Raw genomic sequence first — 25,673 nt, 5'->3', positions numbered from 1 at the left:
TGTCAAATCAACAATGAGCAAATTAACTTCTCTATACCGCCAACTGGAAATCATCAAATTGGCCAAAAAAGGACCTTTTGATTGGAACCAATTAGAAAATCATCTGGAGAAAAAGTCCGGGGATTTAAACCTATGCATTTCCAAGCGAACACTAAATCGGGATTTGAAAGAAATCGAGCAGCTTTTTGGCTTGGTCATTTCTTTTGATTTTAAATCAGCTCATTACCAATTGAATCATGAAGAAAGCTCTGAAAACCATCTGGAATTGCTGGAATCCTTTGAAACCATCCAAGCCTTCGGTAGAGCGCATAAATTGACAGGAAAAGTCTTTTTTGAACCAAGGACTGCAAGAGGTACTGAATATCTCAAACCGATCTTGGAAGCCATAGAAAATCAGGAAGCGATCCAAATCGTCTATGAAAAGTATTGGCTTTGGGAATTGGAGACTCGGGTTTTAAGACCTATTGCCCTAAAAGAATACCTGAATCGATGGTATGTCATGGCCTGGAATGAAAAAGATGAATTACACTTTTTTGGATTGGATCGAATTAAAAGCATAGAGAGCCTTCTTGGAAAAGTCAGTCTCCCATCTGCCCCCGATTTGGAGTCCAGATTTATGGAAACCATCGGGATTATCAATGGTCCTACTGAACCAGTGGAAACCGTCATCCTAACCTTTACTGAGTTCAAAGGCCGATACATTCAGTCCATGCCCATACATCCAACCCAACAAATTCTGATCAATGATGGGCACATACTCCAAATTAGTCTGCGAGTCAAAATCAACTACGAGCTGATTTCAGTGGTTCTTTCTCATGGAGATGAAGTGAAAGTGGAGTATCCAGAACGGTTGAAGGAGATTGTCAAGGAAAAAGCTCATAACATTTACCAATCAAAAATTAAATGAATATTACCCATTTCAAATTAGATGATGGTAGCCCACTTACAGCTACTCCAGACTTCAAGATAGTCTTAGAATGGCTGGCACCATTCATTTCTGATTTTTCAGAAGATGAATTTTGGGCTTGGTTAGATATGTTTTATGAACATGGCCCTACCGAAGAACAAATTCAAAAACTTAGAAATGAGATCAACCCAAATAATTCTGATGATCCAAATAAAGATCCACACTGGATTCTTTGGCTAACCTTGGATAAAATTTGGTCCGGTCATTTCGACGAATGGAAGTCCAGGGGATATGAGCCTTTGAAAACTGGAGGATGGTATTGGAGAAGAGTAGAAGAAGATATCAGAAGAAGAATAAAGGAAAAGGAAGAGAAAAAAGAAAACACCGATTTACAATGAAAAAGAACCCATCAAACCCTTCCAATCCTGAGGATGATAAAGAACTTCTGAGAGCCTTTATCAATTCCTTCCAATCACCGGAAAACGATGATCATATTTCCTTGGAAGGGGACAACTACTTTGAGAATATCTATGGAAAAGAAGGTTATGCGGAAATGAAATCCGACAGAGAAAAGAAAGTGCTTGAAGAGAAAAAACGATTAGGATAAATCTATAGGATCTCGACAACTATCCCTAATTGATTCGATGGATAACAAATCTCTCCAAAATGAATCAGATTTAAAGTTTGACAATTCTCGCCAAAAATGTTTCTTTTTGACTGGCGCTGGAATCAATACTCTTTAATTGTCCGATTTTTATTTTCTAAAAATTCAAATTTTTGATAGATGGACAGCTACTTCAATAAGGTTTTAAATGCTTTTTCAACCATGAATGTTGATGATTTAGAAGCTCTTTTAGATCCTTCAATTCCTTATTCTGATGTCCCAAAAGAAGTTTTTCTTGAAAGATTAGCCGAGACTTTTGAATCATTTAAAGAAGAAGGCGAAACATATCTGATTTGTCAGGCTGGAACTTGCTGTAACCTTTATTGTAACCCTGATTCAATTCGGACAGCTTATAGGTTCACCGGGGAAAAGACCCGACTATTTTTGGACCTCCGATTCATTACAGAAATCACTGATGATTTAAAAGATCATTACATAAAGGACATATATGCCTGTCATTCATTTCAATGCTATCAACCATTGGATTGGTATACCAATGACATCTCTTTTTTCTTCTTTGATGATGAAAAGGCAGATTTCTACAAGAGTCCTGAACTCATTATTCATTTAAGTAAGAAAAAGGAGGCCATGAATGAATTAAAATATAAACCTGACCAAATGACGGATTCAGAGTTAAGATCATGGCTTTTGCATTATCAACCTACTTATGATTTTTTTAAGAATTTTTCTTCTAAAGGATATTTCTCATGGAGATATTTTATAATGGAATACGACGGATTTTTAGATCAGATTAATTTTTTAGAATTGTTCACCAAGTCATCCATTTTAAAGGAGATCTATGAAGAGAGTATTCTCTCTGAGGAAAACTTAATCCATATAATTACCTACATAGAAGAGATATTAATGGATAATCACCATGAATATTTGATATGGCTTTGGAAGCACCATGACAATTATTTTTTCAAAAAATTCAACTTTTATTTGGTTGATGGGATTTTTGATGAATTCGCCAAACTTTGGGCATGGTTTAAACCCAGGCAGCTTCAATTATTTATGAAATATTTTGCCTTTACATCAAGGCAGACTGAAAAATACTTCACTAAAGAAGATGGCCTGAGTCTCGATAAATTTTACACTTTAAGGTTCCATTTAGGAATCAGAAAAAAAGCATCGGTAAATGGGATGTTAATTCCCTTTGGTTTATGGAGTGAGGAACTACCCATTCCACATTGGTCAGAAAATGAATTTGATTAGGGCAAAATTGATCAATCTTACTTTTTAAAAACTCGTAATTACTACCAAAATACGATGCTAACCTACCAGAGTTTACATCCTCCCTCAAATTCTCGCTTTGGTAAGTATTATGTCCAACTCTGAAAAAACGGAATAGGCCATATTATTCATTAGTGAATTCTGATTGAAGTTTCTCATTTATGTAAACTGTATACTCACTAAATTTAGTCCTTAAATTCTCTTTGCATAAATGCCTTTTTCATCTAAACTCACAATGGCTTCTGAAATATTCTGAAGCAAACTCCGGCATGTATCTACTATTTTCCAAAATGGCTCGAACTTATCCATATTTTTAATTCAGAGTTTCAAATAAGTCACCTCACAACCTTTGCACTGTCGCTTTTCCTGCAGAAATTCACTGAGATCAAACCACCCGTTAGTCTTTTGCCAAATATCCAATCCACGGCCAAGAATGATTTTCCAGCCATTATCGAGGATAATTGATCGATCATGAATGGTATCACTAAACTCAAAGGAAAAATTGATCCCGATGGATTCGAGAGAATAGTCCAACTGATCTAATTTATCCTTGAATCCTTCAATATATTCCTCAGAATTTACCGTGATAAGATGAATTTTGATCTCATTTTCCAAATCAGCTTTTTTTGTAACCAATTCAATAAACTCCATCAAGTTTCTAAACTGATAAGGTAACCGTATATAAGGATCTGTTATTGTGATTTCGGATGCTCCCTCCAGATAATCCCCAAACAGTTTATCATAAGAGATTCCTGTCTGATTGTCCCTCAAGATCACCTGTCCCTCTTTAAGAAATTTTCGATTATTGGCGATTTGTGGTTCCTCAACTTGAGCCGGAATAGGATTCTTGTCTTGGTTAGTACCTAATTCCAAAGGCCCTTCTTTAAACTCAGGCACATTAAGTTCTGCATTCGCGTATTGAATTTCCTCCAAGGTGTCAACCCGCATGCTTTTACCTGAGGTTCGATCAACATAACTGAAATCAACCTTATCAGCCAAAAAGGTCTCATCCATTTTCTGAAGCTGAAGCTTTACACGTTTTCTACATTCAATTGAAAATTCAAGAAGTTCTTTCGCTTCCTCCTTTGATATCTCCCCGTTAGGGTAAATCACTTTATATAATCCTGCAAATGTTTTGGAGATCGAATCTTTATCTCGTGTTGTAATAGTTGATGAGAGATCAAAAAAGCGCTTGAATTCCTGAGTATAATCCTCCTTTCGAAGGTCTTTAAGAATCTCAGCCAGATAGTCTACGATAAATCCATAATCAGAAGTGAACATATCGTTTCTGAGTTTCTGAACTTCCCAACCTGGCAGGTAAGCATGCATTCTATCCAAAAATGCAGTATCGTAGTAATCCCTTGGCAATGCATCAAATAAGTCACTATGCTTAAGCATGTACTGAACGGTATGGTCTGTATTGCCTACAAATACCATAGATGCCGATGCCCCGTAAACTGAAGTTCCCCGAGAGAAGGACTTATTTGCCATGTAGTTTTTCATGATGTCCACCAAACCTCGGTCAGTCCTCTTAGTCTTGCCAGCAAATTCATCATAGGAAATCACATCCCAAAAACCCACCAAACCAATTGCTCCTGTACTATTGTTTACAAAAAGTTTCGCTTTAGTCACCTCGCCTCCGGACAATAGGATCCCGTGAGGTGATAATTCTGAAAATACGTGGGACTTTCCTGTTCCCTTAGGCCCAAGCTCGATAAGATTGTAATTATTTTCCACAAAGGGCACCAAACGAGTCAATTGAAGGAGCTTGGATCGGAAGGAAAACTCATCCGGATTTAATCCCATCGTCTGAATCAAAAGATCAATCCATTCCTCCTTGGTAAAGTATTTTCTTGATTGCTTGTACTCTTCCAAATCCACATTGGATATCTGAATAGGCTTAATATTTTCTACCACCCAAGGTGTTGTTCCCTTTTCATCCGTTCTCAAATATCCCATGGTTAAAATGCACCACACCCCTTCTGTTAAGAGTTTGGGATAGGCTTTTGCCACTTGATCTGATACAGGAACTTTATTTAAACCCAGATTCGCAAAACTGGCCTCGTATTGGTCCTCCTTATCATTAAGCCTTACAGAAATCTTGTCTATTATACGGTGCGAACCTTTTTCCCTGATCGTAGACTTAATAATTTGAGCCTGATCCCGATGAACAAAGTGATTGGATATTACATTTTTGACGGTCTGAATTCCCTGCTCTATGGTTACCTCGTCATCGGTGGCACAATATTGTCCCAACAAATATTCCAATACATAGGTAGGCACTATAGCATTTCCCTTTACCAATTTGGTCAGATCCTTTCGGACGACTTTACCTGCAAAGTATTGATTGATTTTTTGATCTAATGGTTTCATTTTAAAACTCGTCAAAATCTGAGGTAAAGGAAATATTTAATGAGAAGTTATACTCCTTGTAGGTTTTCCATTTAGTGGTTCCCTCGATTGGCTCTTCCAAGATCAACTTAATACGCTGATTTTTATACTTACCACTGGCCTTTGCACCAAGGTGGAATGCATGCTTCACTTCACGCTGACGTTCGGTACCTTCGGAAAAGTCAAATGTAAATTTGAATTGATCACTGAGTAGCTCCCCGTCTGCAGCATACAAAGCCGAACGAATGGTACGGGGCAGAATCTGCTCCGAAATCAACTCCTGCTGTAGGAAAGAAACGGTCAGAATATTAGTCGTAATCCTATCGGTTGATTGAATGATATCAATTTCAACCTGGCGATTAGTATCTTCCCTCTTGCGGGTAACCTTCACCAAAGGAGTAACTATTTCCTGTAAGGTTGTGCCTCCGTGAACAAACTTTGCTCCCGCTCCTTTGATCCTCAAGCGGTTGATGGACTTTGGAATCAGGACTTCCAGATCAGAATTGAGACTCAACTGCTCTCCTGTAAACTTCTTTACCGTCCTATCATGAGTGATAGTACGGCCAATCACAAATCGTCGGTTTTCCTTCCAGATTTCTCCTTCAAAATCAGGAGAAGAAAACTCACTCTCATCCAAAGTATGATGCTGGTAAACAAATCCATGGTCAGAGGTAATCAAAATGTTATTACCATTCATGTTGCCTATTTTCTTTACCAAATCAATGAGGTAATTTAACTCCTCTTCTACCCCTTCAAAAACCGTTTCTTCAGAAGTTTTGTCATCTCCTCTTTTATCAATGACATTATGGTAGATATAGATCAGGTCATAGTTTTTTACAAAAGTTCTTCCCTCAGTGGCTGAATTCATGGCCATAAAGCTCTCTGCCTGAACCGCTGTAGCTCTAACTCCCGAATTAGTTTCCAAAATTTTCATTCGCCCATTCAAACCTGAGCTTACCATATCATCCACCCAAACTGTATCCGAATTGGGATTGATAAGCAATGATCTTTTGATGGGTAATAGAGCCGCCATACCCAATTGTGTGTAGGAAGGAATCGAACTTACCAGATGATCAAGTGAAGCGGTGTATCGATTTTCAAATTGAAATCGTTCAAAAAGTTCCTGCCCACATTCATACCTTAGCGCATCTGAAATGATCACGAAGAGACGCTGTTTTTTATCCAAAACTGGTTTGACATGGGTTGTAAAAAACTGCTGCTGGCTGAATTTCTTCTGAGTAGGCCAGTTATCCAAGGCATCAATTACCCTTTGCCAGTTGTTGTTGTATTCCAAGAGCCAATCGTTGGAATAAACTTTTTCAATTCGACCGTATAAATCTGCAAGAATTCGGTTTTGCTTGGATTCACGATAGTGCCAGATAAACTTTCGGTAAGTTTTATCCACCTCAAAAAGGTTTTCAGTATAGTCTTTTACCCCCTCTTCAAAGGCAACATAGCTTTTCCTTCCATACTTTTGCACTAATTCAATCAACTCTGCGCCACGCCAAATGGCTTGGTATAGAGGTTCAAAATCAGCATACCAAAATTTGTTCTCCCGCTTTTTTATGATTTGGAAAATACGTTCGGAGGAAATGCCTCTCTCCATAAGTAGAGTTTGACATTCATGAATGATTTTCTGATCAGTCAATCGGAACAGTTCATCCTCAATGATTTTATCCAATGGAGATGTTTCCAAAATTTTTGAAATGTCCATGGCCTCGGCAACTTTAGCAGAAATTACATCATAACAGGTTCTGAAAAGAATTGAATCTCTCCATTGGGAAAGGAGAAGCTTAGACTCCTTGGTAATTCCCAAATTTTTCCCAAAAACATAATTTTGCTGAAAAACTTCCAGAATAAATTCAAAAATGGACTTGGACTTAGACTGAAATCCATAGATCCTAGCAATCTCTTTCCAATAAAACTCCTCCAATTGAAACCTTTCAAGATCTCGATCCAAACGATCATTATCCTCAGCATATGCTGATATATGTGCCAAAATAAATGTTGAAAGACTCAAATTATCAACTCCAAAAAGTATGGAGAGCATCTTATATCGGACCTCCTGATGTCCATCGTCCTTGGTCGCCAATTCTTTAAGGTTAGATCTTCTTTCCTTAGACTTGAAGAAATCCAAATGCTGGACAACCAAATCCCTAAAATGAAAACCCAATTCCATTTCCTGAATGAATAGGGCTGCCTGATCTGTCTGAAACACATGGTAAGCAAGCTCCATATCAAGCAGCCAATTCTCTTCAGGAGAAGGCTTAGGATAATCGAAATAAAGTAGAAACTTGGATTCAGGTTGTGTTTTATTGAGGAGATATTTGATCTCGAAGGGATTGTGTTCTACACGGATTTTTTCAACTCCATTCAACTGAAGATTTTCAAAATCGTCCTTTAATTCGGCTTTTTCATCATACCAAAAAATCACCCTATGGTCATCAAATAATCGGTTAAGCCCTTCTTCTATTTTACCCATGATTTAATTTCAGTCCATAACTGAATTTACTAATTCCTAATCTAAAGAATTACAAATTCATAACTACAAGAAAGTTTACTCTGAAGCAACCTCTTCAAACAATTCCTGATAAGCTTCGATAAACTCATCCATAGTTATCCGTTCATAGGACTCAATTGCGGGATACATTAATTTTCCCTTATTAGCCTCTATTCCTGGTAAGTCATCTAAATTAAGAATATCATGAGCCAATTCATGATACATCAAATAATGCCGTTTCGGCTTATTGAATTTATCCCAAGAGGAAGGATTGATGTAAATTTCTATCAGGTCATCATTATCCCCACCATAGCTCATTGCATGAATATGAGTAGTATTGGTAATTTGATCTAACCTTGCAAACTTTATGGTAACATTTGAGGGCTTCTTTGGATAGATCCCAAAAACATTTAAATCCCGGTAAAATTTATCCAAATACAAAGAGAAATCCTCATCCCCATCAAAAGAGTCCATCAACACTTTTTCGTATAAATCTGAAACTTCATTTTTCTTATCTAAATACATAACGAACATTCCAATAAGGATGCAAACGATAATGAAAATGATGACAAAAATATCAGCTTGCTTGTATTTCGATTTCTCTTCAGGTAAAAGTTCAGGTGAAAAATGTTCAATAAAATCCAAAGGAGGAGGCCCAACCGGAATATGAATAGGCGGAGGAATTTTGGAGACTACTTCCTTTAATTCCTCAATCTCGTTTATAGGTGTCCATGTGGCAAGTCCATAAAACCAAACTTTAGTATCTCGAGAAATATTTTTGTCGAGAAGTTCCTCTATAGAGTAAGGACCAAATTTGGTAACTCCATCCGTGTAAAAGTATTTTTTCATGCCTTAGTTATATTGGTCAGGAAATATTACTGTGTTAGAAATTTGGGTAAAAAGATTAAGTTTTGATTGATATTCTCTCCCGGTAAATACTCCTCCTTGAAGTGTTATAAAACGATCTTCATAAACAATCTGCCAAATTTTCATTCTAAAATTTATTACTGCACCAACCCGCTCCATAGACCCTTTTAGTTCTATTTCCAGAGCCGGATAATTATCGACGGTCACAAGTCTATTGCTAATCATTTCCACCTCATTAAAAATTGAATTATATTCTTCTATTAAACCATCCAAATATTCAGAATCCGATAACAACTCTTTTGCTTGGTTTTTTGAAACAAACGTGGGGGCTTCATTCACTTGAACTAAATAGCTATCCCCTTCCGAAATAAATTTTACAACAATATTTGGACGATCTCCTTCTTGGATTTCCCAACCTTTAGGAACTTTAAATTTCAAATTAACACCCTTGGCTTTTGGATGATCTGCTATACTGTGGTATTCACCTAATTGATTTTGTATGGACATTAATGTGGCAACTTCACTTCTTACCGGAATCAGTGTAGAAATGATGAAAAACCAAAGGCTGAAAATAATTCCCATGATCAAAGCCCCTTCGGATTTGGTCCATATTTATTGATTCCTTTTTCACCTGGAGCAAAGAGCATCCAAAATCCATAAAATGGAATAAACTGAAACCAACCAGAATTACCTCGATCATGACACCTTTTGGCTCCTTGAGCTGTAATGATTATAAATAATAACACATAACAAACCAGTAAAATCATGGCTAATATTCCATTATTGGGGTCCATTTCTTGAATAATTATGGAAGCAATAAAAATAAACACATAAGCCAAAATAATAGTCAACCCATATTCGGTCCTTCCTATCCTACCTTCCGGTGAAAAAATCTCAGAAAATTTATTTCTCTTTTTTCTTTCCAAAGAATTAAGACTTTTATGAAAGCTTTTTTCAGACTCTCCAGCTAAACCTGAACCTTCCACTTCCAGAGGTGGTGGCATAAGCTCGAAGACTTCTTTTAACTCTTCCAATCCGCCAGCAGGCTCCCAATTGGAAAGACCTTCATACCATATCAAGTTATCAGGTTTTATATCGGCATTCTTTAATTCTTCTAACGTCATTGGGCCTACCTGCTCATTGCCTTTTGCATAAAAATATCTTCTCATAAATAATTAATTTAATAAATCAGTTTAAAATATTCTGAACTAAAAAACAATAGGGTATTTGGTAAAAAGATGTTCCTATTCTTGTTACCTGTTCCTATCTAATCATGCTTGAAGTATCCAAATAAAACATTCTACTTTCTTTTTTTTGGGCCAAAAAAATCCATTGAAGGCATTGACAAACAATTATTACCGCACCTTTTCATCTTATATTTGTAATCTATGGTAGTTTATTCAAGTAATTTTTTTCTCAATTCCTTTTGTTCTATTTGATGTTTTAAGAGTTTATTTTCGTATTCTATTTTTTCGAGATCAGAAAGTTCTTTCTTACCGAATTTGGTCCACAACACGTACAAGATTGTAGATAATACAGTTATTAAAAACAATAAAAAAATAAAAAACTCATCACCATCTATGTAGTTAATCTCATCTATGAATACATAAAGTCCAAAAACTCCCCATCCTAATCCCCCACAAAAGCTAATTATTCCTGTAATTTTCTCTTTCATATTCCTTGAATTATTTTTTCTGTTGATTGGAGATTTCGAAACATTCGGGTTAGGACCATATTTATTGGGACCCGGTTCTCCTTCCGCAAAAAACATCCAAAAAATGTAAAATGGAATAATTTGGAACCAACCGCTATTTCCCAAATCGTGGCATCTTTTTGCTCCTTGGAATAATAAAACAATCCAAAAAGGAAAAAGAATAAAATAAAACCAAGGGTTAAGCCTTGGCGGATAAATCCCAATTTCTTGGGTTTGCAATTCGAAAAACAAGTTTAGCGCAGCTACTGAATATAAAATAATGGTATAGAAAATAAAAGTCAAAACGTATTCAGTCCTCATAATTCTGCCCTCCGGAGTAAATAATTTTGAAAACATCTTTTGCTTTTTGCCTTCCGAAAAAAGAGGAGGTGAAGTGAAACTATTATTCCCACCCATGCTCGATTTTGAAACCTCAGTTTCCAAAGGAGGAGGCATCAATTCAAAAATCCCTTTCAGATCCTCAAGTCTCTCGGCCTTTTCCCATTTTGAAAGGCCTTCAAACCATACCAAAGTATCTGGCTTAATATCCGCTTGCCTTAATTCATTCAGGGTCAAAGGGCCCACTTGCTCATTGCCTTTGGCATAAAAGTATTTTTTCATCCCTACGTAAATAATAAAATAGTTTAAAACATTTCTATTAAAAAACAAAGACACTAAAAGTAAAAAAGTAGTATTTGAATTAGGCAACCTATTATTACCTAATTGTACTCTTATATATCCAATCTAAATTCTTGCCCTTTTCATCATACCAAAAGATCACCCGAAGGTATTTATATAACCGGTTAAGGCCTTCTTCTATTTTACTCATGCCCATAATAGGATTCAAAAAGTGATGTGATAAATTCAATACCTTTCGGTCCAATTCCTTTCATTTTTTTGGAATTCGATTTAAGTATATCCCTAAACTCAGACGTCTTATTTTTGGGAAAAGAGAACATTTCAGGGTTTTCTGAATTCTTTATAGCCTGGATTGAAATATTTACCAATTGAATTATCAAATCTTCTTTATTAGCAAGCTCTTTTTGACTCCTTAAAACCTGTTCAAACGATTTTTTTTCTTGAAGCTCTGGATTCGAATTACTTCCAGGAATTTTGGGAGTCTCCAATTTTGAAGGAATTACTGGCTTTAATTCAACTACAATTGGCTTTTCTCCTTTATACTTGAAAAGAAATTCTGAAACAAGGTCATGGCGATTTCCCTTTACTCCTGTGGTTTTTTCAAAAAATGAATTAATTACTTTAAAAAGTTCAGGATTCTGGGAAATTGATGAAATAAGAAGTTTTGAAAGGTTGGCATATCCATAAGCAGCACCCCAGTATGTATATGCATAATTGAATATTCTTACTCCATTTTTCTCCATGAAATCCTGAAGTTTCTCTAATTCTGAATATCGATTTAAAAAACAGGCTAAAGATTGAAGAGTAATATAACCAGATTCGTCAGGCCTAAAACCCGTTCCAATAGTTTTTAAACTTTGAAATAGCCTTCTAAGATATTCCAATTCTGGAGTTGATTCTTTCCCTACTGTTTCTTTAATTTTTTTACCTACACTCTGAATAAGTTCAGTTCTTATTTGGGCTATTTCATCCTGCGAAGACACTTCGGTCCAGCTTAGTAAATCATTGATAATCAATTCGAAAATTAGCTGCTCGTCTTTAGACAAAATTGTATCTTGCACCTTCAGTTCAAAGTCTCCAACAATAGAAAACGGAAGTACCTTGAACTTCTCCGTTGAGCCATGATCTGATTTGAAAGTTGAAATTTTAGAGTTTACAACATTAGAAATACTGCTAAAATCATTCTCCAATCTTTCATAGGACTGGGGATTACTGTACCTAATAAATTGTTTAATTTGAGTGATAAGGCGACCCAAAAGCTCCCCAATGGAATAATAGTTAGGCTCTTTTTCTTTAATAAACTTAGACAAGATTGTCAAAACTGATTCTTGGGAGTTTTTATATCTTAGTTTTTCAAAACTCTTTAGAACCTCTTTGTCAATAGAAAAATCACGTGAAATAACCTCATTTATTTCTATGGATTCATTTCCTCGAAATAGTGTGGCTATTTTTCCCTGAAGGTCAATTAATTCTGATACCTGTGCTTCGAGCTTATTCTTATTTGGTAATTGCTTTGATTTACCTGCTGCCATCACAGATAGATCATTCAATAGGCTTGAAAATACGTTAATGAATCTTTGAAAGTAGCGTTTCCCTTCGATTATCTCTTTTGGCTGATTCATTGTTGCTCCAGCAACATAGCCATATATTAAGCCTTTAAGTTTATTGAATTTTTTATCTTCTTCAAGAACTTCAGGTTTAATACTTTTCAAATCTGCTATGCCTTCCAAAACATTATCGTCCCAGGCAAATGAATCCAAATGATATTCATCTAATAAAAAGACTTTTTCGCAGTATAAATCCGCATGCTTTACTTCTAAACTCTTCTTTGATCCAGCAATTAGTTTTCTCCGTTCCTCATCTGTTCTTACCAAAAAAAAGCACTCAATAGGGTTGATGTATATTGGCCTGTCAATCTGTAAAATTTGAAAATGACCTCTTTCAATGGTTTTATAGCTTTTAAAATAGCTTTCAGGAACCGCTAAGTAAATTAGAAACTCTTCTCTTTCAGTAATTAAAATTGGTACTCTTGGAATTATGCTATAGGCCAAAAAAGAGTTTGATAAAGAGTTTGAAACGACTTTTTCAAATCGCTTAAAACCATACCCTCTTTTTTCATAGAATGAATGGGGAGATATACTTTCGGAGGAAAGTATATTATTGAAATTCAGACTACTGGTTGGTATAAAATAAAACCTATCCATCTATTCAAATCAAGTTTAACCCGGTAAATCAATTTTTTCGAAAATATTCAAAGGTACATCATCCAAGTAGTCAGTTAGTCCATTCGAATGAATCAGAAATAAATCTTGATAACTTCGAGTTATCGCGACATACAGGGAATTTGCACTTCCTCCCGGTAATGAATCCATGGAACAATCTGGAATAAAGACCGCTTCGAATTGCAATCCTTTTGCACTATGGTAGGTTAGCAATTTCGGGTTTTCACTATAAAAGTTTAAATTAAACTTGGTATCATCCGGCCAACTAATGTCATACTTCGCTTCTACAAGATATCCTTTGCTGCTATAATATTTATCAGCTTTCTTGACTGCATGGTTTTCTGGAAAGAGGATTGCTACATCAACGTAGCCTCTTTCTTCAATTGCATTTCTGATAAAATCCAATTGAGCCTCCCAACTTTTTGCCTTTACCAAAAATGGTTTATTTGCCCCTTCTTTTTTGCATCTACTTACCAATGAATCCCCTCCTTCATTCAGGTATTCCGCTACTCGAGCAATTTTTTTTGGTAGGCGGTGATTTAGTACCAACTGTTCCATCGAAAGGCTGGTGTGATATGCTATTTGCTCCATAGTCATCAATCCTGACTTTAGGCCTTTATAGAGTTGCTGTGCAGAATCTCCAAAAAGAATGAACGCCTTTTTTGCGGCAGATTGTAATTCTGTTAATTCTTCTTTTGTAAAATCCTGGACTTCGTCGACAATTATAAAATCAGCAGAGGGCTTCCCTTTTCCTTTCCATGAATGATGATGCAATACATGGTTTCCATCAATTCCAATTTCTCTGACTCCATCATTGATAAACTGTCTCAAAGCCTTGGTATAAACGATCACATAGTACGAACCTAACTTTGCATCAGCAATTTCTTTTGCTTTCCATAGAGCAAGAACTGTCTTACCAGAACCCGCGCACCCTTTGACTATAAAAGATGCACTCATTTTCTTTTGAATGATCGGGACTTGGTAGTCATCCAGCTCGGACTCATTTATATACCATGACTCTTTTGACATGATGGATTTATTTAGATTAGTCTACAATTTGTGCTCTTGATATTCTTGAGATTTTAAAATTCCGCTCCTCATTCCTTTTATGGCAGTATGCTTTAACATGCGCATTGTGATAGCCAGAGTATTCATTGTTCAAAGAAAGATTACTTAACCTCCTCGTACTAAGTTCTCCGTTGTAATTTTGATACTCTATGTATAAATCCTTTCCATTTTGGATGGCAAAATTTACCGTCTCCTCAATAGTAGGCGAAATAACCCTGGTTTTTGGTGGCTGGCGAATTGGAGTGTCATTTCTATGAATTTCTCTTGATTTATTAGGTTCACTGCTTTTCGATAACCATCTAAAAGATAGAAAAATTAAAAAAAAGACTCCAAACCATATCAATTTTTCAACTAAAACATCACCCATAAAATTCTCAATTCATTTAAATCAATCCTTTAAAATTATGAAACTACCCCCCCTTACCATGTCTAAGTCAATTTTTTAACATTTATGTGTTTGAAAAGAACTTAAGGGTTTTCTTCTAATCTTAACTTATAAAATCCAGATTAGAATATTCCCGAAAGAAATCTTCATTTACTACCATTTTTTCATTATCAATTCCTTCAATAAAATATCTGTTTTTGGGATCATCTACTAAAAAATATGAATAGGTCTTTGGAAAATTATTAATCAAATACAATTTTATTTCAGGCGAAGGAATTAAAAAGAGGTAGTAAAAAAGCTGATAGTATATTTTGGCCTTAGTTAAACCAACTTCTACCCCATCTGTAGGGAGAATAAGATCAGACCGTAATAACGAGTCTAAAAGATTTACTTCCCTAAGATTGAAATAAACAGCGCCAAAAGTTGCCGCCATAAAACTATTTGACCGAACAAATAACCAAAATGCCTTGCTTATTTTTTTTTGATTATCCGTAATGTTTTCCTCATCTAAATGTAATGGAATCAGGTAAGTACATAAAGGATATTCTTTGCAGCCAAGAAATTTTTGTCCCGTAAACTTACCAATCCTTGAAGTCTTTGGTACTAAGTTTCTACAATCCTCTAATCGATGCTTACAACCTTCCATAACTTTATCTTGTCTGCTATTTTTCTCTTTTTCTCACCTCTAACTAACTAAAGGCAACTTTTTTGACCCATTTTCTATCATCGAATGGTACTGGTATCTATCCAATCAAACTCCCTCACTTTCGCCTTAGCCTTCTTATCGTTCAGGCCTGAGACTTCTTTGATAGCTTTGCCAAACTTATTGTAGTTCACCAACACCCCTTCGTCAAGGTCGATGCCGATACGCTCAGTAGCTAATGGGTACAGGATATCCCTCTCGTATTCCTGTAGCTCAAGGAGTACCGCTCTGATCTTATCTTTTTCCTTGGCAGCCTTGGTCTGCTCGGTGGAGCTCCCTGAGACTATCACCTGATCGAGGTGCTCGACTCGTGCTCGGAGTTTCTCTCGATACTGATTCAGGTAGTCATTCAGAATCTTGCTTAGGGTATCTTGGGTATAGCGGTGCATGTAGATCAGCACATTGAAGGAGCCATTGGGTGAGGAAAACATCCAATAGATCGGACGCTTCTTATACCGCTGAATATGGTCGGTGTAGAAGTCCTTCACAAAGTACTTGCGGATGTCCTTTCCGATGGCTGATTCCACAAAGGCCAAGTTTTTCTCCAAGTTCTCCTTACCGAAAGTGACTCGAAGAAACTCCTTGAATCGGGATACGATGTCGTCTTCAAACCATTCGTCGTCGAGGACGGGGATGATGTTGTCTTCATCTGGAAGGAATGAGGTCTCGACTCCGCTCGACCTGACAATCCTTAAGTAATCCTCCAAAGTCTCACCCTGGTTAGCGAGGATCAGACCTTCTTTGTCAAGGGAATATCGACCAAACATGCAGCCGACGGCATAGCTGATAAACTGAGCGAAGACTTCTTTTGCATCAAATTTTAATTCTATTCCGCTGTAATCACTTACCAATCCAGTCACCGGATCTCGCTCCAATCGGGCATTCTGAGCCTTCAGTGCTTCTCGATCCAATTCGTCCTGTAGAATGGTAATCTCTTCCAAAGGAACATCAGCATCAAGGTCGTTTTCAAGTTCATAAAATCGGATAAGTTCAAAATTTAACTTTTCCTCTATTTTATGATTGCGGAGAAACTTATTTGTCCAAATCTGTTGATAAAGTAAAAAGGTATCCTCTAATTCAATTCCTTTGTTTTTTAGAAGATGGCTTATTTCAAATTCCCCCGATGTTTCTTTTTTGTTCCAATCTAATTTGGAAATTTCCATCAAAACGTCTAACTGACCTTCATTCAAATCAAAACTTTTTAAAGGAATTTGCCTGATTTCCTTTATTTGGAAGGCAAAAGACTCACTGAAAAAACTAAGAAAGAATTTAGAAACCTTTGAATTTAATAATGCTAAAATTTTCTTTAAATCATTATCATTTGACAAGAAAACTGAAGATCCAGTCTTATCAAAAGTTGCATAATCAGGTAATAACCTAAATGCAGTGTCCTTGGATGAAAGTAAGGTCCAAGTAATCCCTTTTCTAAATCTTAAATATTCAGGGATAATTCTTGCAGAATTATCTGATTTATACTTTTTAATGGCCTCTTGTGACCAATCAATTACATATTCAAGATTCCCCCACCACTTTCTGAAATCTCCGCCTTTGGCATAAAACCTCCATCTTTCATCTAATGCAACATTATTCTTATTTACTTCCCAAAATAGCCTTAAAAATTTGTTGTTGTTTGCAGTTATATTTTGCCCATCTGAAATCGTTATAGATTTAAGAGTTTCTTGGCTATTGAACAGTCTAAATTGTTCAGATTTTCTAATTCTGTAGCCACTAATTGGCCAACCCATTATTTTTTTAAAATTATCTTGATTTGATCTGTAGAAATAATTGCAAGATTCGAGATTTTTAATTGCTTCGAGGGTTTTTGGCTCTTGAAGGGAAGGACTTTTAAACTGATCTAACCTAACGTATGCGCCGAAAAAATTAGGAATTTTTCTTTTATAAACTGTGAAAGTACAAATTGCAACTTTAGCACTTTCAAATCCTGAATATTCTAATTGAACAAGGTTATTTATTGTATTTTCCGTAAGAATTTTCTTCCGAAGCTTTTCAAAGCTTGATATAAACATCCAAACGAAGGGGGTCATGTATCCAGTCAACCCATCTTCATTACAAAATTCAAGGCATCGAATGATAAATGTGGCAAAGAGGTCAGTTTTGGTATCAGGATAGTTTTGCTCGACAAAGGTCTTTAGCTCTCCTTCCATTCGAGATGAGTTTATATAAGGCGGGTTCGTTACTACCACGTCATAGGACTGTCCGAGAAGTCCATAAAGCTTTTTTAATTCCTCCTGTCTTGCAGTAAACAGTGAATTGGACTCTATTTTGAAATCTTCAACTTCTTGAGGTTCAACCTTGATCAAGGATCCTAAGGCAGTTGCACTTTTGAATTTTTTATCGAAATCAAAATCTTGGTAATAGGAGATGTTGGGCTGAAGATTAGTTCGCTCGATCGTTCTGAAAAAATTTCTCACCTTTTTCCGTGCTTTCATGATTAGCACGAAAGAAGCAAGCTGAGCAGCCCGTGGATCGATATCTACTCCGAAAAGGTTCTTGGTTAATATCAAAGTAGGAATTTCGTTTGGATCGTACCCTTCCTCCTCATAAATCTTGTGATAGACATCAAAGGCGTAAGAAAGAATATGCCCTGAACCCACACATGGCTCAAAGAATTTGACCTCTTCAATGCTCTTCTTCTTCCTTGGTTTAAGCTTATCCAAATAGCTTGGCTTGATATAGAACTTAAGGAAGTCAGTAACCCGAGTAGTTGGATTTATCTCTGTCCACACCTGTCCCAAAGTATTATCCACCATGTACTCCACTATCCAACGTGGAGTAAAGAGCTGTGAAGCAGGGGCTAATTCATGTTTTTTGTACTGCTTTTTCGAACTGATTAATTCCTCATTCAATTCAGAAATGTAGAACTGATACAACCACCCTATAATTTCCACTTCCTTGCAGTCCTCAGCACTCATTCCATCTCGAATATCCTGCACGATAGAAAAATCGGAGATCAAGTCATCAGGAAGTAGGAGATCGGTGTAGTCATTGATCCGCTCAAAAAGAAATGGAAGGGTCTTGTGCAAGTGGTTACAAGCGCCTATCAGGAGCTCTTTGAAAACCTCATTTTGTGGATTAGGACTTGGGATTTTCCCGTCCAACAGGTCAAAGATTTTATCTTTTTTGACAGGAAGGTCTGCGGGAATATGTCCTTGCTTTACCTCTTCCAAAAGCTCAGGAGTGGTAAAACCGTCCTTTGGGGAAATCACCCGCACTCCTAAGGGTTGGAAGTCATTCATGTCCATAAAGCGAAGCGCCATCAGTCGGTTAAACCATGTATAGGCTACTTTATCGATCACCTGAGCTTTGGAAGATTTGGCAATCTCTTCCTTCAGTCGCTTCACCTGAGATTCTTTTTCCCGTAGCTCTACCGAGTCGGTATTCAACACATAGTCAAGCTTGGCACCGATCTGAGCGATGAGCTTCTTACGGGCTTCCTGAGCGAATTTTTTGAGGGTGTTGGTGTTCATTTACTATTCAAAAAATGGTTTTACAAATTCAGAGATAGATTCAAAATTTTCTGAGAAAAAATTAAAAGTTTGATCTTTAATTATTTCAAAGCCCTCATCGATTGATTTTTCCAAAATCTTTTCTTTTGCCACTTCAAAGATCTTTTCTGATACTTCTGAAACTGTTTTTCCATCTAACTTCTCAAATTCTTTAATAGCTTTTTTAGAAGATTTAGATCCAAGATCATCAAGGGCAATCTTTTTTATAAATTTAGTATATCCCTCTGAGGTCATCTTAATAACTTCACTATTGAAGCTACCATCGAAAAATAACCCACCCTCTTTTAATTTCCCTTTCAATGCATCCATTAAAACTGGGTTTTCAATTTGCATATAGAGGTAATTATTGTCGAAATGTAAAAGCGGTTTTTTAAAATATTCCCTTAAGGCTGATTTTAAATAATCTCCTTTTTCAAAATCTTTATAGTCAAACCTTAATACGGATTCATATTTTGCAGACTTTACTTTGGTCGGTGTAGTTCGTAGAAATCGGGCGATATCATAATTAGACATTCCTTTAAATGCTCCATGTTTTTCAAGTAAATGAAAAATGAGAACATCTAAATCCCTTTTCGGCATATTCGAAAAACCTCTTGAAAAGTACTCTAAGGTAAAATCATCGAAAAAATCGATTTTCTTATTCTTGTCAATCATAAGGATATCCTTTTATTGTTTTGAATCTGCTTTTTGAACTCAGCTCGCAATGCCTCGACATAAGCATCTACATCTTCTTCAGTCTTTAACTGATGGCCAGGGAAGTCTATTTCGATCGATGCTGCATGGATAATCTTGGTGACGTATTTTCCTCCTGGATTCTCTCCTACCTTTTCTGAATTCTCATGTGCCTTTTTGTAAATCTCATTGAGCTGCTTGGTCAGGAGTTGGTTTTTGATCCGGTTTCGGCTATCCCTGAGCACACCGATGTAGCGTTGGTTTTGAACCTTTTTCAGTTCTGATTCCAAAGGTTCAAGGATCAATCCCTGATCGGTCTGTGTCAATTTGGAAAAGTCTGGTTCGTTCTTTAGTCGAAGCACACATTCATGGATAGTCTCTTGGGTTAGTGTTCGCTCCTCCTGAATCTTGGCAAGAACTTTCTCCGTAAGTTGATCCTTCGCAACCTTTCCGTCCCGGATGGCATTCCCCTGATAGGGCTTCGGATCATCCATCAGTCTTTTTAGAATACCCAGCTCCTCATCGTCTACATACTCAAAATTGGAACGATCTCCATTAAAGGTATTTCGGATATCATCGTAGATCTTGCGTTGATCTCCGTTCATAAATCTTCGAATGGGATCAAGCAGGAGTTCTTTAGCGTCCAGGAGCTCATCTTTGTACTCCTTGACCTGAGTCAAAAGCTGGGCATAATCCCTGGAACCCAATTTTCTCATCGACTCCAAAGGCTCCTCCAAGGCAGCCAAGAATGGATAATCACTCCGCTGACGGAAGTAGGACTCCATATCTTGGATCAAGGCCTTAAGCTTTTCCTTGAAAGCGGTAGCGATTTCCTTACCCAGAGTATAGGGACAGCTCTCATCGAATACATCTCCATAGAGTTCTTTTAGTGCCCGGACGGCACGTGGATCTTCCGCTTCCTGTACCTGCACCAAAGTATTGGTGTATTGGGCGGAATTCAGAAAGGCTTGAAGTACGTCACGGTCTTCCAAGAGATTGGAATCCTGCTTGAGCTCTACCTGACCCCTCTTATACAGTTTAGCAGTGACCGACCACACCGCATTGGGATACCAGCCATAAGGCTTAGAACCTAAGACTTCCTTCAGATCATAAAGGCTGGTCCGGTCAGATTTCATCTTCCTTCTATTGATCAGAGTAAGTATCTCTTGCTCTGCCTCCGTCAGATTTTGTTCCACTTGGAAAAGATCATTCTGCGTAGAATAAATGATCTGCTTGATTGTATCCTCCGTATAGGTAACATGCCCTAACATCCGTAGATTGGGATATACGGTCTTGACTAAAATCTGAAATGCCTGAACTATTCGGGCCCTACCATCAGAATGACTTCCCATCTCCTGTTTGGTTCCATTGATAATCACATCCGAACCTGCCAAAAGTTGATTGGCCAAAAGGATCAGGTTTCTTCTTCTCTCAGAGTTTTGAACTTGCTTATCCTGAAGAATCCGTCTTCGCTCTACCTTGACTGATGTGGTCTGATTTTGCTTGATGTACTTGTTGGTCTTCAGGTACATCTTCAGATCTTTAATGAAAATTGAATTGGGAGGTAGTACCATCCTCATGATCGGACTACCCATAGTCTGGTTGTAGATGTAGACCGTATTTTCGTAATCAGGATTGTTTTCGGTAATGATTTCTATGGCCAGTTCTTTTTCTCTTCCTACCGTAGCCCCGTCGACTTTGGAGGTAAAGTCATAGTTCTGTTTGTTATCCAAATATTGGATTTTACCATCCTTGATGATTTCATCAAAAAATAACTCTTTCAGCTGCTGAGTAATGGCCTGATCATCAATATCCACCTCCTTAATTTCCTGTTCGATATCTTTTTCATCATCTGTCAAAAATTCAAACAGTTCCCCATTTCGCTGGATATAGCTTTGGTTTTCGAGCAGATTCAGCGCCTCATCGATTAGCGTTTCATGGGCCTTCAAATCTACCTCCATAGAGTCGATCAGTAGTACTGAGATATTCCGTTTAGTCGGCTTGAAGCTGGAATAATACTTCACCATAAAGAGAGTCTTTAAGACACGTATGGCAAAGTCACTGGAAATATTCTTCTCGGCAAGAATAATGGAGCTTTGAATTTCTCCACGGAGTTCGTTTCGGATACCCTCATACATCTGATCAAATCCCACGATAGTTTTTTCATCGTTATCCCCTATAGATTTGATGACTTGCTGAAATACCCCAAGCATTGATCGCTCTCCTACTGAGGCATGTTTACCCTGGAAGGCATTGTGTGTGGAGAGGGCTCTTCTACACTGTTGAAATAGATCAAATTGGTATGGAAGGAAGGGATACTTATTGACAAAGTCTTTATCCCCCTGCAGGCCTTTAAATTGTACCCCTGAATCTGAGAAGGAAATCAAGGTTCCCAAGTGAACGTGCTCTATTTGGTAAAGGTCTTTGAGGAGTTCTGTTGCAGGTTCGGATTTTTTGAGCAATCGCTTTTCGATTACCTCATCCACATTGGCAGAAGTCAGGGGAATCTTGATTTTGAATCGAGCCTGAATTCGTGAAAAGTCATTTTGTTGGCTCTTGTTCATATCTCCCACCACCTTCTCCATATCCTCCTGGGAGGTGACCAAAATCCAGGAACGTCCTTTGGTTTTAATTGCCAAGGTCTCGGCAATGGTCTGGAGATTTAACATCAGTTTGGTATTCTCACTGATGTACTGCCCGATTTCATCTACGAAGAAATTGAGTCGAAAGTGAGGTCCTTGAGACTTAATGTACTCCATCACCCGATCACAAAAGTCATCGATTGACTGCTTGCTTTTGTCCTCAATTTGATCCAAAATATCTTCGTAATCCGCAGCCGATTTCCCGTTCAGGTCTGCCAAAACCTCCGCCATGGTATCTGTTACCATTGGATCGAAATAATCAATTCGTGCCTTCTCCCAAGGAGCCGAACTCTTTGAATTAAAACGGGAAGTGAATTCTTCCAACTGCCCATTTCTTTTCAGCCACATCTCAAATTCCGCCACATGGGGTTGAAATCCATAGAATCCAAGGTGGTCATAGAACACCTTATAGAATACCTTTAAAATGGCATCCTGATTGGCTTTTGAAGTGATCTGAGCTTGTTGATCAATATTAAAAAGAATTGATTCAGAAGGAACCTTGGTGGCAGAAATGACATCTGCTTTCAGTATGTGATCGTTCTCTATCTTCTCTGCAAAGAGTTCTCCGCTGTAGTAACCATCAAACTCTTTGTTTTCCAAAACATAGGAAAGAATCTTGAGTAAGTGAGATTTACCACTACCAAAGAAACCGGAGATCCAAACTCCATTGGCCCCTGCATAGTCATTGTAGGCACTGAAAAAGTCTCTGATCTTATTCCCGATTTCATGGGTGATCACATATTCTGCCACTTCATCAGATATGTTCTCACGATCGTCGGCCTTGATAACCGTTTCGATATTGCGATGAATATCCTTTTGAAAAAACTGATTAATCTTCATGCTTCTATTTTTTCAATATTAAATGCCCGGTAATAGTTGTCGTCTTTTAGCAACCCGAAAAGATTGAGCGTATGGCCGTTGTATTCCCCAGGAAAAAAGGTAATTGTAGGGGAATCCTTGGCTATGGATTGTAAATTATTCAATACGTTATGGGAACGGATAAATGGGAATACTAAGCCGATTCCAGTTAGAAAATAAAGCTGAGCCCCAGATTCCTCAATCATAGCTTTGATTTTGGGAAGCAGGACCTCATGAATATTCAAGGAGGATTGGAGTGCCCGTAAAAATTTCTCAGGTCCCTTTGTCCTCTCTACACGAAACATCCGCTCTACGCCACCTTTTTCTTCAAGTATCTCACAGGTTAAATCAAACAAGTTAATCTCCAATATTTCAATCCCTTTGGAGGTCAATTTATTTTTAAGCATCCGAATTTCATCCCTGACAGCAATTTCATCTTTTGCCGGGTAAGCCGCGATAAAAAATGGAATTTCTCCCCCCAGGGATTCTTTGCGAAGGAATCCTTCACTTGAGACCACTTTAAAAATATGGTCAAATTGTCTTCTGACTTGATTCATACTCAGCGAGCGTAATTGCTAATTTCAAAATCGTTCAATAAAAAAACTTCAAACCACATAGGATGATCCTGCTTAATCAGTTGAATCATTTTAGGTTCTAAAATCTGGTATTGCAAAACTTTTTCCTTGGCAGAATTGATGATTCCTGCCTCAGCCAAAATCCGAAATACCACTTGCTTTACTTTCTTCTCAGTAGTTTCACTTAACTCCTCCAACTCGGGATGATCCATCATTTTTCGTCTAAAAAAAGATAGGTATTCACCCTCTGTCACCTGATAATCCATTAAGATCATTTTTTCTCGGAGAACCTCCAAGACAAATTCCCTAAAAAACCCGTAGATTTTACAAACGGAAAGATAAGCCAGTTGCCGTTGGGTAATTAAATCTCCTTCTAAGAGAGCTTTAGTTTGGTCAGGGTTTAATGTTTCAAGTCGTTTTCTGAATTCCTGATTTTTCCTTTTGATAGAGGCCGACTTCCCTCCTTCAAGAACTGGTATTAGCCCTTGTTCCACCTTGAGAAATTGAATCATTTCTTGGATATGGAGTGAACATGCGGTAAATGAGAACTCGTATGTGTTATTACTCATTGACAAATCTTCTTTATTGAAACATTCCCTCTCTTACCGATTTTTTTCTAATGCCTTTTGGCAAGGAGGCTATTTCCTATCCTCTCGGACCTACTATAATCCTAGAATAAACGAGCCTCTCGGCCAACCACCTCTTTTTGAATGGCTTAAATTGAAAGAGCTCTTTCAGGATCATGAGATAAAGAAAAATTAAAGTTTTGATGAAGGAAATTAGACTGAATTCGTGGAATGACCAACGATACCTTGAGAAATTAAGGCAACAATAAATCTATGGCTTTTTCAATCAGAAACTTGTTCAAGATCAAAGGAGAGTCTCGGAGCATTTTAAAAATTACTAATGCCGATTCAGTAGAATGTAGCTCCCCTTTTGGTAACAATTCGGCTTTCATGAATTCAAAAATGCGAGGCTGAGGATTTTGCATTGGTGAATTAAATTCGAGAAATAGTGCCTTCTTTTGGAAATCATCAATCAGGTAGGCCTTATAGTACTCCTTACTTCCTTTTACGAACAGCACTGATTGAAATTGGAAATCTGATTTTAAGTCAGCCCAAGCACCTGATTTGAACCTGATACTATCATCAGGTTTGGAGTTGATACCATGGTTTCTTTCGTAGTCGAGGTCTTGAATGTAGTATTCATATTCACTCTTAAGAATCTCATATTGTTCTGAAAGACCATTCAACAGAGCAACAGACTTAAGATATTGAAATTGGTCAGCCATTTTGGAATCAAATGGGAAATCAGGATCTCGAAGGATGTCTGAGCAAAAATCTCCCAAAGGAGATTCTTCTTTTTGGGAATTGATGATAATGAATTCAATTAACTTCATGTATAAAAATTAATTTTACAGAGTAATTCTTGACTCTTTCCCTTATGCATATAAAATAAACTAAGACACCTATATAGTTTTACCCTTCCGTTAGGAATGAAATTAGAAGATAAGGATAAGGCTGGCCAAAACGGTCGTCGCTACTGCAATGAATATTTGAGTGTATTGGATTGCGCTTTTAATTGAATCATACTTTTGATCAAGTTTGGTAGCCCACTCTTGTTGGTCTTTCAACATATTATCGGCCAGGCGATTTAATCTCGATGTGAGCGAATTCATCTCTATTTTGAAAGCATCGATTCGTCCTTCCATCAAATGAAGCGCCTCAATAATGGGATTGAACTGGGACGCCAAATCAAATCCTGAGAGATCATTTTTCAATGCCAAAACAGCCTTTTGAAGCTCCGATAGCTTATCGATAGTTTTGTCTATTTCAACTCCATGTTTTTGATGGATTTTGGAGGATTGATTGATGGCATTTTTGGCTCCAGTTTCCATGTTTGTTTGAAACCTGACAAATTCTTTTTCAATCTTATCAGAAAATTCTTTGCTATCCTTTAGGAAGTCTGCTTCAAGTGTTTTGAAGTTTTTGACAAGTGACGAAATGGTTTCGGTCAATTTCTGACTGGATAATGAAACTGAGTTAACTTGCTCCCTGGCTGACTGGAGATTTTTTAAATTTTGTTCAATGTCTACCAAAGTCTGTTGGACCAATGAATTATTCATAG

Annotated in this window: 21 protein-coding genes; 4 read left to right on the top strand and 17 right to left on the bottom strand. The window is 37.2% G+C overall.

Features of this window, described 5'->3' with window-relative positions:
* The first annotated feature begins 13 nt into the window (after positions 1-13).
* The 4 genes from DFQ04_RS15210 (at position 14) to DFQ04_RS15195 (ending at position 2,786) form a co-directional block, all read left to right on the top strand.
* Positions 14-907, top strand: coding sequence for a helix-turn-helix transcriptional regulator (locus DFQ04_RS15210; protein ID WP_133557400.1), 894 nt, complete (start codon positions 14-16; stop codon positions 905-907).
* A complete protein-coding gene (locus DFQ04_RS15205; protein ID WP_133557398.1) occupies positions 904-1,305 on the top strand; it encodes a hypothetical protein in 402 nt (133 codons plus the stop codon). The genes DFQ04_RS15210 and DFQ04_RS15205 overlap by 4 nt, the downstream gene beginning before the upstream one ends.
* Positions 1,302-1,514 carry a hypothetical protein gene (locus DFQ04_RS15200; RefSeq protein ID WP_133557396.1) on the top strand — a complete coding sequence of 71 codons (213 nt, stop codon included), beginning with the start codon at positions 1,302-1,304 and terminating at the stop codon, positions 1,512-1,514. The genes DFQ04_RS15205 and DFQ04_RS15200 overlap by 4 nt, the downstream gene beginning before the upstream one ends.
* Positions 1,515-1,691: 177 nt before the next feature.
* Complete coding sequence (locus DFQ04_RS15195) at positions 1,692-2,786, top strand: hypothetical protein (RefSeq protein WP_133557394.1); 1,095 nt, start codon at positions 1,692-1,694, stop codon at positions 2,784-2,786.
* A gap of 336 nt (positions 2,787-3,122) precedes the next feature.
* Here the strand turns inward: DFQ04_RS15195 and brxL are convergent, their stop codons facing one another.
* The 17 genes from brxL to DFQ04_RS15110 form a co-directional block, all read right to left on the bottom strand.
* Complete coding sequence (gene brxL / locus DFQ04_RS15190) at positions 3,123-5,177, bottom strand: BREX system Lon protease-like protein BrxL (protein ID WP_133557392.1); 2,055 nt, start codon at positions 5,175-5,177, stop codon at positions 3,123-3,125.
* 1 nt (position 5,178) lies between these two features.
* Positions 5,179-7,677: a BREX-1 system phosphatase PglZ type A gene (gene pglZ, locus DFQ04_RS15185; RefSeq protein ID WP_133557390.1), complete on the bottom strand. Its 2,499-nt coding sequence runs from the start codon at positions 7,675-7,677 to the stop codon at positions 5,179-5,181.
* Positions 7,678-7,752: 75 nt separating this feature from the next.
* A complete protein-coding gene (locus DFQ04_RS15180; RefSeq protein ID WP_133557388.1) occupies positions 7,753-8,544 on the bottom strand; it encodes a DUF4339 domain-containing protein in 792 nt (263 codons plus the stop codon).
* Between the two features lie 3 nt (positions 8,545-8,547).
* Entirely contained in the window at positions 8,548-9,144 is a 597-nt protein-coding gene (locus DFQ04_RS15175) for a hypothetical protein (protein WP_133557386.1), read from the bottom strand.
* A gap of 2 nt (positions 9,145-9,146) precedes the next feature.
* Positions 9,147-9,731 carry a DUF805 domain-containing protein gene (locus tag DFQ04_RS15170; protein WP_133557384.1) on the bottom strand — a complete coding sequence of 195 codons (585 nt, stop codon included), beginning with the start codon at positions 9,729-9,731 and terminating at the stop codon, positions 9,147-9,149.
* 227 nt (positions 9,732-9,958) lie between these two features.
* Entirely contained in the window at positions 9,959-10,876 is a 918-nt protein-coding gene (locus DFQ04_RS15165) for a DUF805 domain-containing protein (protein WP_133557382.1), read from the bottom strand.
* 200 nt (positions 10,877-11,076) lie between these two features.
* A complete protein-coding gene (locus DFQ04_RS15160; protein WP_133557380.1) occupies positions 11,077-13,098 on the bottom strand; it encodes a hypothetical protein in 2,022 nt (673 codons plus the stop codon).
* 15 nt (positions 13,099-13,113) lie between these two features.
* Positions 13,114-14,145, bottom strand: coding sequence for a 3'-5' exonuclease (locus tag DFQ04_RS15155; protein ID WP_133557378.1), 1,032 nt, complete (start codon positions 14,143-14,145; stop codon positions 13,114-13,116).
* 16 nt (positions 14,146-14,161) lie between these two features.
* Entirely contained in the window at positions 14,162-14,551 is a 390-nt protein-coding gene (locus DFQ04_RS15150) for a WYL domain-containing protein (protein WP_133557376.1), read from the bottom strand.
* A gap of 121 nt (positions 14,552-14,672) precedes the next feature.
* Positions 14,673-15,215: a hypothetical protein gene (locus DFQ04_RS15145; RefSeq protein WP_133557374.1), complete on the bottom strand. Its 543-nt coding sequence runs from the start codon at positions 15,213-15,215 to the stop codon at positions 14,673-14,675.
* Positions 15,216-15,292: 77 nt separating this feature from the next.
* Positions 15,293-18,760 (bottom strand): BREX-1 system adenine-specific DNA-methyltransferase PglX, encoded by a 3,468-nt coding sequence (gene pglX, locus DFQ04_RS15140; RefSeq protein WP_133557372.1) that lies wholly within the window; start codon positions 18,758-18,760, stop codon positions 15,293-15,295.
* Positions 18,761-18,763: 3 nt separating this feature from the next.
* Positions 18,764-19,453 carry a hypothetical protein gene (locus tag DFQ04_RS15135; protein WP_133557370.1) on the bottom strand — a complete coding sequence of 230 codons (690 nt, stop codon included), beginning with the start codon at positions 19,451-19,453 and terminating at the stop codon, positions 18,764-18,766.
* Positions 19,450-22,953 (bottom strand): BREX system P-loop protein BrxC, encoded by a 3,504-nt coding sequence (brxC, locus tag DFQ04_RS15130; RefSeq protein WP_133557368.1) that lies wholly within the window; start codon positions 22,951-22,953, stop codon positions 19,450-19,452. Before brxC ends, DFQ04_RS15135 begins: the two co-directional genes overlap by 4 nt.
* Positions 22,950-23,528, bottom strand: a complete 579-nt coding sequence (locus DFQ04_RS15125) for a DUF1788 domain-containing protein (RefSeq protein WP_133557366.1) — start codon at positions 23,526-23,528, stop codon at positions 22,950-22,952. The genes brxC and DFQ04_RS15125 overlap by 4 nt, the downstream gene beginning before the upstream one ends.
* A 2-nt stretch (positions 23,529-23,530) precedes the next feature.
* Complete coding sequence (locus tag DFQ04_RS15120; RefSeq protein WP_133557364.1) at positions 23,531-24,115, bottom strand: BrxA family protein; 585 nt, start codon at positions 24,113-24,115, stop codon at positions 23,531-23,533.
* Between the two features lie 251 nt (positions 24,116-24,366).
* A complete protein-coding gene (locus DFQ04_RS15115) occupies positions 24,367-24,945 on the bottom strand; it encodes a hypothetical protein (RefSeq protein ID WP_133557362.1) in 579 nt (192 codons plus the stop codon).
* A gap of 102 nt (positions 24,946-25,047) precedes the next feature.
* Positions 25,048-25,671: a hypothetical protein gene (locus DFQ04_RS15110; RefSeq protein ID WP_133557360.1), complete on the bottom strand. Its 624-nt coding sequence runs from the start codon at positions 25,669-25,671 to the stop codon at positions 25,048-25,050.
* Between the last annotated feature and the right edge of the window lie 2 nt (positions 25,672-25,673).

This window comes from Algoriphagus boseongensis (genome assembly GCF_004362805.1).
GTDB lineage: Bacteria > Bacteroidota > Bacteroidia > Cytophagales > Cyclobacteriaceae > Algoriphagus > Algoriphagus boseongensis.
Note: the sequence above shows the minus strand (reverse complement) of the source record. Positions and strands in the feature narration are given on the sequence as shown.

What these genes read in the sequence shown, in the direction of transcription:
- DFQ04_RS15210 (WP_133557400.1), top strand. Translation starts at nt 14, where the DNA reads ATGAGCAAATTAACTTCTCTATACCGCCAACTGGAAATCATCAAATTG.
- DFQ04_RS15205 (WP_133557398.1), top strand. Translation starts at nt 904, where the DNA reads ATGAATATTACCCATTTCAAATTAGATGATGGTAGCCCACTTACAGCT.
- DFQ04_RS15200 (WP_133557396.1), top strand. Translation starts at nt 1,302, where the DNA reads ATGAAAAAGAACCCATCAAACCCTTCCAATCCTGAGGATGATAAAGAA.
- DFQ04_RS15195 (WP_133557394.1), top strand. Translation starts at nt 1,692, where the DNA reads ATGGACAGCTACTTCAATAAGGTTTTAAATGCTTTTTCAACCATGAAT.
- brxL (WP_133557392.1), bottom strand. Translation starts at nt 5,177, where the DNA reads ATGAAACCATTAGATCAAAAAATCAATCAATACTTTGCAGGTAAAGTC.
- pglZ (WP_133557390.1), bottom strand. Translation starts at nt 7,677, where the DNA reads ATGGGTAAAATAGAAGAAGGGCTTAACCGATTATTTGATGACCATAGG.
- DFQ04_RS15180 (WP_133557388.1), bottom strand. Translation starts at nt 8,544, where the DNA reads ATGAAAAAATACTTTTACACGGATGGAGTTACCAAATTTGGTCCTTAC.
- DFQ04_RS15175 (WP_133557386.1), bottom strand. Translation starts at nt 9,144, where the DNA reads ATGGGAATTATTTTCAGCCTTTGGTTTTTCATCATTTCTACACTGATT.
- DFQ04_RS15170 (WP_133557384.1), bottom strand. Translation starts at nt 9,731, where the DNA reads ATGAGAAGATATTTTTATGCAAAAGGCAATGAGCAGGTAGGCCCAATG.
- DFQ04_RS15165 (WP_133557382.1), bottom strand. Translation starts at nt 10,876, where the DNA reads ATGAAAAAATACTTTTATGCCAAAGGCAATGAGCAAGTGGGCCCTTTG.
- DFQ04_RS15160 (WP_133557380.1), bottom strand. Translation starts at nt 13,098, where the DNA reads ATGGATAGGTTTTATTTTATACCAACCAGTAGTCTGAATTTCAATAAT.
- DFQ04_RS15155 (WP_133557378.1), bottom strand. Translation starts at nt 14,145, where the DNA reads ATGTCAAAAGAGTCATGGTATATAAATGAGTCCGAGCTGGATGACTAC.
- DFQ04_RS15150 (WP_133557376.1), bottom strand. Translation starts at nt 14,551, where the DNA reads ATGGGTGATGTTTTAGTTGAAAAATTGATATGGTTTGGAGTCTTTTTT.
- DFQ04_RS15145 (WP_133557374.1), bottom strand. Translation starts at nt 15,215, where the DNA reads ATGGAAGGTTGTAAGCATCGATTAGAGGATTGTAGAAACTTAGTACCA.
- pglX (WP_133557372.1), bottom strand. Translation starts at nt 18,760, where the DNA reads ATGAACACCAACACCCTCAAAAAATTCGCTCAGGAAGCCCGTAAGAAG.
- DFQ04_RS15135 (WP_133557370.1), bottom strand. Translation starts at nt 19,453, where the DNA reads ATGATTGACAAGAATAAGAAAATCGATTTTTTCGATGATTTTACCTTA.
- brxC (WP_133557368.1), bottom strand. Translation starts at nt 22,953, where the DNA reads ATGAAGATTAATCAGTTTTTTCAAAAGGATATTCATCGCAATATCGAA.
- DFQ04_RS15125 (WP_133557366.1), bottom strand. Translation starts at nt 23,528, where the DNA reads ATGAATCAAGTCAGAAGACAATTTGACCATATTTTTAAAGTGGTCTCA.
- DFQ04_RS15120 (WP_133557364.1), bottom strand. Translation starts at nt 24,115, where the DNA reads ATGAGTAATAACACATACGAGTTCTCATTTACCGCATGTTCACTCCAT.
- DFQ04_RS15115 (WP_133557362.1), bottom strand. Translation starts at nt 24,945, where the DNA reads ATGAAGTTAATTGAATTCATTATCATCAATTCCCAAAAAGAAGAATCT.
- DFQ04_RS15110 (WP_133557360.1), bottom strand. Translation starts at nt 25,671, where the DNA reads ATGAATAATTCATTGGTCCAACAGACTTTGGTAGACATTGAACAAAAT.